General features: G+C 45.9%; 10 protein-coding genes, 1 tRNA gene and 1 riboswitch. Of the genes, 6 read left to right on the forward strand and 5 right to left on the reverse strand.

All coding sequences use genetic code 11. The features are described from left to right. Positions 1-13: 13 nt before the first annotated feature. Positions 14-88 (reverse strand) — tRNA-Pro (locus tag QZL69_RS02240). 308 nt (positions 89-396) lie between these two features. Between QZL69_RS02240 and QZL69_RS02245 the strand changes: the two genes are divergently transcribed. Both QZL69_RS02245 and QZL69_RS02250 read left to right on the forward strand, forming a co-directional pair. Then, positions 397-1,131 carry an RNA polymerase sigma factor region1.1 domain-containing protein gene (locus QZL69_RS02245; protein ID WP_022213598.1) on the forward strand — a complete coding sequence of 245 codons (735 nt, stop codon included), beginning with the start codon at positions 397-399 and terminating at the stop codon, positions 1,129-1,131. 120 nt (positions 1,132-1,251) lie between these two features. Beyond that, the gene (locus QZL69_RS02250) at positions 1,252-1,626 is read left to right on the forward strand and encodes a metal-dependent transcriptional regulator (protein ID WP_022213599.1); all 375 of its coding nucleotides are present in this window, start codon (positions 1,252-1,254) and stop codon (positions 1,624-1,626) included. A 101-nt stretch (positions 1,627-1,727) separates the two neighbouring features. Here QZL69_RS02250 and QZL69_RS02255 read toward each other — a convergent pair whose 3' ends face one another. From QZL69_RS02255 to QZL69_RS02270, 4 genes are all read right to left on the reverse strand, one after another. After that, complete coding sequence (locus QZL69_RS02255; RefSeq protein WP_022213600.1) at positions 1,728-2,630, reverse strand: DMT family transporter; 903 nt, start codon at positions 2,628-2,630, stop codon at positions 1,728-1,730. 283 nt (positions 2,631-2,913) lie between these two features. After that, entirely contained in the window at positions 2,914-4,290 is a 1,377-nt protein-coding gene (locus QZL69_RS02260; RefSeq protein ID WP_022213601.1) for an NCS2 family permease, read from the reverse strand. 36 nt (positions 4,291-4,326) lie between these two features. Beyond that, entirely contained in the window at positions 4,327-5,607 is a 1,281-nt protein-coding gene (locus QZL69_RS02265) for an amidohydrolase family protein (RefSeq protein ID WP_022213602.1), read from the reverse strand. Between the two features lie 79 nt (positions 5,608-5,686). Then, positions 5,687-5,782, reverse strand: a riboswitch (purine riboswitch). 143 nt (positions 5,783-5,925) lie between these two features. Beyond that, a complete protein-coding gene (locus tag QZL69_RS02270; RefSeq protein WP_022213603.1) occupies positions 5,926-7,158 on the reverse strand; it encodes an argininosuccinate synthase in 1,233 nt (410 codons plus the stop codon). 387 nt (positions 7,159-7,545) lie between these two features. Here QZL69_RS02270 and argC point away from each other — a divergent pair, with 387 nt between their 5' ends. The 4 genes from argC to QZL69_RS02290 form a co-directional block, all read left to right on the forward strand. After that, a complete protein-coding gene (argC, locus tag QZL69_RS02275) occupies positions 7,546-8,586 on the forward strand; it encodes an N-acetyl-gamma-glutamyl-phosphate reductase (RefSeq protein WP_022213604.1) in 1,041 nt (346 codons plus the stop codon). Positions 8,587-8,626: 40 nt separating this feature from the next. Continuing rightward, positions 8,627-9,850, forward strand: a complete 1,224-nt coding sequence (argJ, locus tag QZL69_RS02280) for a bifunctional glutamate N-acetyltransferase/amino-acid acetyltransferase ArgJ (protein WP_022213605.1) — start codon at positions 8,627-8,629, stop codon at positions 9,848-9,850. A gap of 29 nt (positions 9,851-9,879) precedes the next feature. Then, the gene (gene argB, locus QZL69_RS02285) at positions 9,880-10,776 is read left to right on the forward strand and encodes an acetylglutamate kinase (RefSeq protein WP_022213606.1); all 897 of its coding nucleotides are present in this window, start codon (positions 9,880-9,882) and stop codon (positions 10,774-10,776) included. Beyond that, positions 10,763-11,928 (forward strand): aspartate aminotransferase family protein (locus tag QZL69_RS02290; RefSeq protein ID WP_291517927.1); only part of this gene is annotated, 1,166 nt, incomplete at its 3' end. The genes argB and QZL69_RS02290, both read left to right, overlap by 14 nt.

Raw genomic sequence — 11,928 nt, forward strand, 5'->3', positions numbered from 1 at the left:
GTTGTTTACAGCATCGGGGTGACAGGATTCGAACCTGCGGCCTCCTGGTCCCAAACCAGGCGCTCTAGCCAAGCTGAGCCACACCCCGTTAACGGTATTTAGTTGTTTGCGTTTTTGCTATGTCGCTCAACGCAAGACATATTATATATTAGGCATATCCAAATGTCAACAACTTTTTTGAAAAAAATTGAAAAAAATTTTAAAAATGCCGCAAAGCCTTATTTTATGCGGGTTTCCGGGCAAAAAAATTACGTTAAATACGCTTCTGGTTGGAAAAATCACAAGAAAATGATAAAATATGATACAATGATACAACAAAAAATAATTTCAGAAAAAACAAAACATCAACCATGTTTTTACACAATCCATACTTAATTTTATAGAAGGAGACCTAAAATGAACGTACAGGAATTTCAGAACAAATTAAAAGAAATACAGACCATCGCCAAAGCAAATGGCAATTCCCTTACCGCGATCCAGATCCGCGATACCTTCGCAGGAATGGAACTCGACAAGACACAGCTCCTTGGAGTACTCAAATATTTAACCTCCCAGGGAATCCAGATCGAAGGAATGGAAGACAGTGCCACAGAGGAAACCAAAGAGCCGGAACGAAAGAAAATTCCGCTGACCCCGGAAGAAGAAACTTACCTCAGGAATTATCTTGAAGAACTTCCGGAACTTTCCATAGATATTGCCCAGGCTTTTGCCGCACTTGCAAACGGAGATCAGGATGCGCTGCAGTCCCTTACTTCTTATTATATGAAAGAAACAGCGAAGATGGCAGCAGACATGAATGCAGAGGAGATTTTTCTTGCAGATCTGATCCAGGAGGCAAATCTGGCACTGATCCAGGCGCTTGGAAGCGCCGGAAACGAAGTCAGAGATGAAAAATGGCTCATGAATGAAGTCCGTAAAGGGATCATCGCAGTTCTGGAAGAACAGACCCAGAGAAAATTCGCAGACGACAGCCTGGTAGCCCGTGTAGAGAAGCTTGAAAGTGTAGTCCGCGAACTGAATGACGATGAAGATGATAAGAATGCTTTCAGCATTGATGAGCTTGCGATCATTCTTGACATGAAAGTAGATGAGATCCGCGATGTCCTCCGCCTGACCGGTGACGATAAATAAAAAAGTTTTCCCCTAGATGCTCACAGTTAGTTGAGAAAAACAATCGCCGCGATAACGCCCATAACTGTTGAAATATGTCGATTTTTATGATACTATAAACAACATATGGGAGGTATTTTTATGCAGATTAGAGAATCAGCGGAGGATTATCTGGAAGCGATTCTGGTTTTATCCAAAAAAGGCGGCGGGGTGCGCTCTGTTGACATTGCATCTATGCTGGGAGTTTCCAAACCGAGCGTAAGCCATGCAATGAAATTATTAAGAGAAGACGGTTATATCGCAATGGACCGTTATGGCACAGTCACATTGATGGACAAGGGTTCAGAGATCGCACACAGGATTTATGAGAGACATACTGTTTTGACCAAGATGCTTGAGGGACTTGGTGTTTCACCGGAGGTTGCAAGGGCAGATGCCTGCAAGATGGAGCATGATGTCAGCGACGAGAGCTTCGAGAAGATCAAGGAGCATCTGACAGCCAAGGGCGAGATCTGACAGTATATGAAATACAATAACGAAATACAGAAGGTCATCACGATCAGAGTTTTCTGAAAGTGATGACCTTTTTTGTTGCGTGGAAATAACGTTGAGATTATTTATGCGGCAGGATTTTTCTGCGGGAGCTGTGCAAGGATGATCGCACCGAACATCAGCACACAGCCAAAAATCTCACGGCCGCTTAAGTTTTGTCCAAGGATCAGCCAGCCGGCGAGCACGGAAATGCAGGATTCCAGGCTGAGGATCAGGGAGGCTACAGTCGGGTTCATGCCTTTCTGACCGACGATCTGCAGGGTGTAGGCAACTCCGCAGGACATAACTCCGGCATAGAGGATCGGAACTTTGGCTGCAAGGATGCCTGCGAGATCCGGACTTTCAAAGAGCAAGGCAGGGAGCCCGGAGAGGATACCGCAGACCAGGAACTGGATGCAGGACATTTTTACGCCGTCTACCAGAGGTGAGAAATGGTCGATCACCAGGATATGCAGGGAAAAAAGTACTGCACAGATCAGCACGAGCAGCTCTCCCTTGCCAATGGCAAATCCCTCGCCCGGTGTCAGGCAGAGAAGGTACAGACCGCATAAGGAAAGGATTACAGCGATCCAGATAAACGGGCTGCATTTTTTCTTAAGGAAGATACCGATGACCGGAACGATGATGATGTAGCAGGCGGTGATGAATCCGGCTTTGCCGACGGTGGTGTATTTGATACCGAATTGCTGGAAGTTGCTTGCAAGGCAGAGCAGGATACCGCAGCAGATACCGCCGGTGATCAGAGTTTTGCGGTCAGAAGGTGTCTGTTCACTGGAAGATCTGGTCTTACCAAGTCCCCAGATGACAGGCAGCAGTGCGATCGCACCGATGATATTTCGAACGGCATTGAAGGTAAAGCCTCCAATATAGTCCATGCTGACGCTCTGTGCGACAAAAGCCACACCCCAGATGGTGGCGGTCAGCAAAAGCAAAAGCGAATTCCTGACCGGAACAGATTCTTTTTTCATAATATTTCTCCTCGTAATGTAAGATACTTACGAATCACTCCGATGCTCTGCATCTTCCGCGATTCTGCAAATATTCGGAATCCGTAGATTTACTGCGTAAATCACTACTTCCTCATATTTGGCGGGTTTCAAATGGATATGCCCTTTCATGCAAGCATGAAAGTCATATTCGTTTGAAACCCTGGTATCACTAGTATACTGCATAACTATGCATTGATAAAGAGTGAAAATAAAAAAATAAGAGCTCCGCATGTGCAGAGCCCTTATGAATAATTATAACTATTTAGATGAAGATATATTTCAGTACAAATAATACGGCGAGAACGTACATCAATGCACTGATCTTCTTTTCTTTGGCTTTGCCGGTGATCAGGTTGATCACTACGTAGGAGATAACTCCCATGGAGATACCTTCGGAAATACTGTACATGAATGGCATTGCGATGATCGCGATAAAGCACGGGATCGCTTCTGTCATGTCACTGAAATCAATCTTGGTGACAGAGGTCAGCATCAGGTAACCTACGACGATCAGAGCCGGTGCTGTCGCAAAGGAAGGAATTGCCAGGAAGATCGGGGAAAGCAGAAGAGAAAGTGCAAACAGGATACCTGCTACTATGGAGGTGAGTCCTGTACGTCCGCCTTCTGCAACACCGGAGGCACTTTCGACAAAGGTGGTAACAGTGGAAGTACCGCACATAGCACCTACAGTTGTTCCGACAGCGTCAGAGAGCAGGGCACCTTTGATATTCGGAAGCTTGCCGTCCTTATCGAGCATGTCAGCTTTGGAAGCCACACCGATCAGGGTTCCAAGAGTATCAAACATATCTACAAACAGGAATGCAAACATGATGACTACAAAATCCAGTGAAAATACAATGGAAAAATCCATCTTCATAAAGGTCGGAGCCATGCTTGGCACAGAGATTCCGCTTGAAAAATCAGGAAGCAGGCTGTAATATCCGAGGTCAGCATTCGGTACATACAGATGTGTAAGCTGACAGATGATCCCGAGAACCCAGGTGATCAGGATGCCCCAGAGGATGCTGCCTTTAACGTCCTTGGCAAGAAGGATGGCTGTAACCAGGATACCGATCAGCGCAAGGAGAACAGTGATGCCCTGTGAGGAAAAAGTTCCTTCTGCAACAGAGGATTTGAAGGAAAAGATGCTTACCAGTGTAGAGTCATTTCCAACAACGATCTTGGCGTTCTGGAGTCCGATAAATGCGATAAAGAGGCCGATACCTACAGATACGGCGTGTTTCAGGTTCATCGGAATGGAGTTGAAGATCGCTTCACGAACATTGGTGAGGGAAAGCAGGATAAAGATGATACCCTCTGCAAATACTGCTGCAAGTGCCTGCTGCCAGGAATATCCCATACCAAGGACTACGGTGTAGGTAAAGTATGCGTTCAGACCCATTCCAGGAGCAAGAACGAATGGATAGTTGGACAGAAGTGCCATCAGACAGCTTGCGATAAATGCGGACAGTGCGGTTGCTGTAAAGACAGATCCGCGGTCCATGCCGGATGCAGACAGGATATTCGGGTTGACAGCCAGGATATAGGCCATTGTCATAAAGGTTGTGATTCCTGCCATGACCTCAGTTTTGACGTCTGTGTGATTTTCTTTGAGGTGGAAAAGTTTGTCGAGATTCATATAAGTACCCCCTTCGTATGGTGCACAGCCTGTGCACTAAAAGATTTTGTTTCCGGAAACATATTTTCCGGTGATGCATCTGTCATCCGAAAGATAGATCAGTCTCTCAAGTCTTTCACGTGCCGTCAGTGGCTGAGGATGACGGAGACCCCGATCATCCAGGATCAGAGCATCAAACTCATAGTCTTCCAAAAAAGTTCCGACCTTTCCAAAGAAAGCTCCACCGCCCATGGTTGCCATATAGAAAGCTTCTTCCAGGGAAAGCGGCTTCAGGGAATCATCCACAAGCCTCCATCGAAGCTTGGATACCTGAATGGCATCAGCGATCGCGCGGAGCATGGACAGGGAATGACCACCCGCAATATCCGTGCCAAGTCCGATGTGAAGATCTTCTTCGAGATAACGCCGTACAGGGGCGATGCCGGAAGAAAGATTCGTGTTGGACTGAGGACAGTGGGCGACAAAAACTCCCCGCTTTTTCATAAGGGCGATCTCAGCATCTGAACTGTAGACACAGTGTGCCATGATCGCAGGGCAGTCAGGACTGCCAAAAAGACCAAACTGATCGTATGCCTCTCCATAAAAAGAAGTATTAGGGCACAGTTCGTGTACCCAGGCAATTTCACTCTGGTTCTCGGAAAGATGGGACTGTACCGGAAGACGGTAAGTTCTCTGGAGTTCTGCCAGCGCATTCATAAGCTCATCTGTGCAGGAAGGGGTGAAACGTGGTGTGAGAATCGGCTTGACGTTCTCATATTTTCCGGCAGTGTCAGTGAGCCAGCGGACAGTATCTCCCGCAGAAACAACAGCGCTTTTTTCCTGAAGGTCAGCGGTTCCATTGCGGTCCATATTGACCTTTCCGATATAGGTTTTGAGACCTGTTTTTTCCATGAGATCCATCAGAAGTTCGGTTGCCTCTACATGCAGGGTTGCAAAGATGGAAGCACGTGTCGTGGCACTCTGGCACAGATCCTCTGCAAAGATAGAATAGGCTTTCTCGGCGTAACTGAGATCTGCATAGCGGGCTTCCTCCGGGAAAGTAACCTGATTCAGCCATTCCAGCAGTTCCAGATCCATATACATGCCGTGAAATGCATACTGCGGAGCGTGAAGGTGGAGATCGTTCATTCCCGGAATGATAAGCTGATCGCCCACATCTTCAACAGGAATTCCTTCAAACTGAGCCGGAAGCTCCGGGAAAACACCGACAGTACGTCCGTCCTGACAGACGATAAATGCATTCTCAAGGCAGGTCAGGTTCTGTGAGTCTGTGCTGAAACATACCGTTCCTCTGATGGCAAAAGTGGTTGGTTTCATATAAGCTACCTCCTTTTTGGTCTGGAACCTTCCGGGCAAAAAAAATACCGGATATTTTGCCCGAAAAGTTACTGTAAACAAAGTAAACAGTAACACTTATAGGCAACTATTACGGTAGTTGGTAGAGACGTCCAACCAATTATGGACCTATATAAGTTTTACACTATTGTTTATGAAATTATTATAAAATAGGAAGTGTTTTCTGTCAAATATAAAATGAAAACTTCTATGTATAATATTGTACAAAAAAATTGCATAAAATTTGGTATAAAAAATCCGGCAGTCTGAAAACAGACCGCCGGAAAATAAAAGCTATGATTATTTGTTGTTTTTGTTCTTCTCAACTTCCAGTAATTTCATTGCACGAACTTTGAGCGGAAGACCGAACAGAGTGATGAATCCGTCTGCATCGTGGTGGTCATACATGTCACCTGTTGTGAAGGATGCAAGAGATTCGTTGTACAGGCTGTATGGAGAAGTTGTACCAGCTTTGATGATGTTTCCTTTGTAAAGTTTGAATTTAACTTCACCGGTTACATATTTCTGAGTGGACTCTACGAATGCCTGGAGTGCCTCACGGAGTGGTGTGAACCATTTTCCTTCGTATACGACCTGAGCGAACTGGCTGCCGATCTTTTTCTTGGCTTCCATGGTGTCACGGTCAAGGATCAGTTCCTCGAGCTGCTCATGAGCTGCCATCAGGATAGTTCCGCCAGGAGTCTCATATACACCACGGGATTTCATACCAACAACACGGTTTTCTACGATATCAACGATACCGATACCGTTCTCGCCGCCAAGACGGTTGAGCTCTGTGATGATCTCGGAAACTTTCATTGCTTTGCCGTTGAGAGTCTTCGGAACACCTTCCTCAAATGTCATGGTTACTTCTGTTTCTTTATCTGGTGCTTTTTCAGGAGTTACACTTAAAACGAGCATGTCGTCATAGTTCGGAGCCTGGGAAGGATCTTCGAGTTCAAGTCCTTCATGGCTGATATGCCATAAGTTACGGTCACGGCTGTAGCTGTGGCTTGCATCGAATGGAAGGTTGATTCCATGAGCCTGGCAGAATGCGAGCTCATCATCACGGGACTGCATGGTCCATACATCTGTCATTCTCCAAGGAGCGATGATCTTGATGTCCGGAGCAAGTGCTTTGATACCAAGTTCGAAACGGATCTGGTCGTTACCTTTACCGGTAGCACCGTGGCAGATAGCAACAGCGTTTTCTTTACGTGCGATCTCAACGAGTTTCTTGGCGATCGCCGGACGGGCCATGGAAGTTCCGAGCAGATATTTGTGTTCGTATACAGCGCCTGCCTGTACGCATGGCATGATGTAGTTGTCGCTGAAATCATCAACGATGTCTTCGATGTATAATTTGGAAGCTCCGGAAAGTTTCGCTCTCTCATCCAGACCATCCAGTTCGTTTCCCTGTCCGCAGTTTACACAGCAGCAGACAACTTCGTAATCAAATGTTTCTTTCAGCCACGGGATCAGTGCTGTGGTATCAAGACCACCTGAGTATGCAAGTACAACTTTTTCTTTCATAATGTATTCCTCCTGAAAATTTAATGTCCTGCACTTGGCAGATACATGAATATTTGATATTATAAAAGGTAAAGATTCCTGCGCTTTAGTGTGATTGTATGATAAAGCAGTGAATCTTAAGCCCTGTCGTGTTTCGACAAGAGTTAATATACAACAATTTTTATAAATATGCAATACCAATATGCAAAAAAATAAAAGAAATTTTTGCATAAAAATGCATCATTAAATAGGAAATAACATATAAAAATACATAAAATCGCGGAATGCGGATGCGAAAATGGTAAAATTTTGTATTGCATATTATGCAGGTTAGATGTATAATTACAACAGTTTTAAGCAGTTGCACATTATGTAACTGCTAATTTGTGATTCTAGGAGGAATGAGAAATGATCAAAGCAGGAATCATCGGAGCAACCGGTTATGCAGGAAATGAACTGGCAAGACTGCTCCTTGGACATAAAGAAGTAGAAGTTGCATGGTACGGCTCAAGAAGCTATATCGATCAGAAATATGCAGATGTATACCAGAACTTTTTTAAACTGGTAGATGCGAAGTGCATGGACGACAATATGGCTGCACTTGCAGACGAAGTAGATGTGATCTTTACCGCAACACCGCAGGGGCTTTGTGCATCTCTTGTTAATGAAGAGATCCTTTCCAAAGCAAAGGTCATCGACCTGAGTGCAGATTTCCGTATCAAAGATGTAAAGAAATATGAGAAATGGTACGGCATCGAGCACAAATCACCGCAATTTATCGACGAGGCAGTTTACGGACTGTGCGAGATCAACCGTGAGGACATCAAGAAAGCAAGACTGATTGCGAACCCGGGATGCTATCCGACCTGTTCCACTTTATCCATCTACCCGCTTCTCAAAGAAGGCCTGATCGATCCGAACACTATCATCATCGATGCAAAATCCGGCACTTCAGGAGCAGGAAGAGGAGCAAAAGTTCCGAACCTTTACTGCGAAGTAAATGAGAATATCAAAGCATACGGCGTAGCAACTCACCGCCATACACCGGAGATCGAGGACCAGCTTGGTTATGCATGCGGACAGGAAGTGATGATCAACTTCACACCTCACCTGATCCCGATGAACAGAGGAATCCTGGTAACTGCATACGCTTCTCTCAAGAAAGAAGTTTCCTATGAAGAAGTAAGAGCAGCTTACGATAAATATTATGCAGATGAAACATTCATCCGTGTCCTTGACAAAGACGTATGCCCGCAGACTAAATGCGTCGAAGGCAGCAACTATGTAGATGTCAACTTCAAGATCGACCCGAGGACCAAACGTGTTATCATGATGGGCGCGATCGACAACCTTGTAAAAGGTGCAGCAGGACAGGCTGTACAGAACATGAACCTGATGTTCGGATTCGACGAGGCAGAAGGACTTCATCAGATTCCAATGCTTCCGTAAATAAAAACGGAGATTTTTGTACCAAGGAGGAGTATAGATTATGAAGGTTATTACAGGTGGAGTTACAGCGGCAAAAGGATTCCAGGCGGCATCCACAGCAGCAGGGATCAAATATCAGGGAAGAACTGACATGGCAATGGTCTACAGCGAGAAACCATGCGTGGCAGCAGGAACTTTTACCACAAATATCGTAAAGGCAGCTCCGGTCAAATGGGACCAGGAGATCGTTTATAAACATCCAAGTGCACAGGTGATCGTCTGCAACAGCGGTATCGCCAATGCGTGTACAGGAGAAGAGGGATTCAGCTACTGCCGGGCAACAGCAAAAGCAGCAGCAGAGACTCTGAATGTAGATGAAAACAGCGTACTGGTCGCATCTACGGGCGTTATCGGCATGCAGCTTCCGATCGAGAAACTTTCCGACGGTGTCAAGGCAATGGCTCCGAAGCTCAAGGGAACTCTGGAAGCCGGAAACGAAGCAGCCAAAGCAATCATGACAACGGATACCGTAGAGAAAGAAGTTGCCGTAGAAATCGAGATCGGCGGCAAGACAGTTACAATCGGCGGCATGTGCAAGGGATCCGGAATGATCCATCCGAACATGTGCACGATGCTTGGTTTTGTCACAACAGACGTATGCATTTCCAAGCAGCTTCTCCAGGAAGCTCTGAGCCAGGATGTCAAAGATACTTATAATATGGTATCTGTTGACGGCGATACCTCCACAAACGATACTGTTCTCCTGCTGGCAAACGGAATGGCAGAGAACCCGGAGATCAATGAGAAAAACGAAGACTATCAGAAATTCTGCGAGGCACTGAATTACATCAACACCACACTTGCCAAGAAGATCGCAGGCGACGGTGAGGGTGCGACTGCACTGTTTGAAGTAAAGATCATCGGTGCAGAGAGCAAGGAACAGGCAGTGACTTTGAGTAAATCCGTTGTTACTTCCTCCCTTACAAAAGCAGCGATCTACGGACATGATGCAAACTGGGGAAGGATCCTCTGTGCGATGGGCTACTCAGGTGCACAGTTTGATCCGGAAAAAGTAGACCTCTACTTTGAGAGCAAGGCAGGTAAGATCCAGATCATCGAAAACGGTGTGGCTGTAGATTACAGCGAAGAAGAAGCGACAAAGATCCTTTCCGAAGAAGCGGTAACTGCGATCGCAGACATCAAGATGGGCGACTGCACCGCAACCGCATGGGGATGTGACCTTACCTATGATTATGTCAAGATCAATGCGGATTATCGTTCATAAAAAATTTAAAATCGAGGAGAAATGAAAAAATGGTAAATCAGAAATATCTGGACAAGGCAGAAACTCTTATCGAGGCTCTTCCTTATATACAGCGTTTTAATCGTAAGATCGTAGTAGTAAAGTACGGCGGAAGTGCCATGCTGGACGAAGAACTCAAAGCAAATGTCATCAAGGACGTTGTACTTCTGAAACTGATCGGTTTCAAACCGATCATCGTTCACGGAGGCGGTAAGGAAATCAGCCGCTGGGTCAACAAAGTCGGCATGGAACCACGTTTTGTAAACGGTCTCCGCGTAACAGACAAAGACACTATGGAGATCGCAGAGATGGTTCTCGCAAAAGTCAACAAAGAACTGGTTACACTGGTGGAATCCCTCGGTGTACAGGCTGTTGGTATCAGCGGCAAGGACGGTGGACTTCTCCAGTGCCACAAGAAACTTTCCAAGGGCGAAGATATCGGATATGTAGGCGATATCGAGAAAGTCAATCCGAAGGTTCTGCAGGATCTTCTCGAAAAAGACTTCCTTCCGATCGTATTTCCGATCGGATTTGACACAAACTTTGATTCTTATAATATCAATGCAGATGATGCAGCATGTGCGATCGCAGAGGCTGTCCATGCAGAAAAACTTGTATTCCTTTCTGATATTGAGGGTGTATACAAGGACAAAGATGATCCGAGTTCTATGATCTCCGAGTTACATGTACACGAAGCAGAAAAACTGATCAGCGACGGTTATGTAGGCGGTGGAATGATTCCGAAACTGCAGAACTGCATCGATGCGATCGAGGAAGGCGTAAACAGAGTACATATCCTGGACGGACGTATTCCGCACAGCCTCCTTCTGGAGATTTTTACAAACAAAGGTATCGGTACTGCTATTTTAAGAGAAGACGGGGAGAAATATTACAATGAGCATGAATGAACAGATGAATCATGCAGAAGAAAGTATTCTGCATACATATAATCGTTTCCCGGTCATGTTTGACCATGGGGAAGGATGCTATCTCTATGATACAGAGGGCAAAAAATATCTCGACTTTGCTGCCGGGATCGCAGTAAATGCACTGGGATATCATTATCCGGGATATGACGAGGCTTTAAAAGCACAGATCGACAAGCTGACTCATATTTCCAATCTTTATTACAATGAGCCGATGAGCGAAGCAGGAGAAAAACTGGTCAAAGCCAGCGGACTTGCCAAAGCGTTCTTCACAAACAGTGGAACAGAGGCAATCGAGGGTGCACTCAAAGCTGCACGTAAATACGCCTATACCAAATATGGCAAAGAAGCACAGAAATATGAGATCATCGCAATGAACCATTCTTTCCACGGAAGAAGCATGGGAGCTCTTTCTGTCACAGGAACAGAGCATTACAGAGAGCCGTTCGAACCACTGATCGGCGGTGTTAAATTTGCGGATTTCAATGATCTTGAGAGCGTCAAAGCACAGATCACAGACAAGACCTGCGCGATCATCACAGAGGTCGTACAGGGAGAGGGCGGCATCTATCCGGCACAGAAGGAATTCCTTGAGGGACTTCGCGCACTCTGTGACGAAAATGATATTATCCTGATCTTTGACGAGATCCAGTGCGGTATGGGACGTACCGGATATTACTTCGCATGGCAGTCCTACGGTGTCAAACCGGATGTGATGACCTGTGCCAAAGCACTTGGCTGCGGTGTCCCGGTCGGGGCATTTGTCCTCGGGGAAAAAGCTGCAGCAGCATCTCTCGTACCGGGAGATCATGGCACAACTTATGGTGGAAACCCGTTTGTATGTGCAGCTGTCAGCAAGGTGTTTGATATCTTTGAGCAGGCCGGTATCCTGGCACATGTACAGGAATTAACCCCATATTTAGAGGAAAAACTCGACACACTTGTGGAAAAATACCCGATCGTCGCAGCACGTCGTGGAAAAGGTTTCATGCAGGGACTGGTGATCGAAGGAGCGACTGTGGGAAGTGTTGTGACAAAGGCACTTGAGAACGGGCTTCTTGTGATCTCAGCAGGAAGCGACGTACTCCGTCTTGTACCTCCGCTTGTTATCACAAAAGAAAATATCGATGAAAT

Origin of the sequence: Blautia sp. CAG:237, from assembly GCF_000436615.1 — a bacterium.
In the GTDB taxonomy this organism is placed as follows: domain Bacteria; phylum Bacillota; class Clostridia; order Lachnospirales; family Lachnospiraceae; genus Blautia_A; species Blautia_A intestinihominis.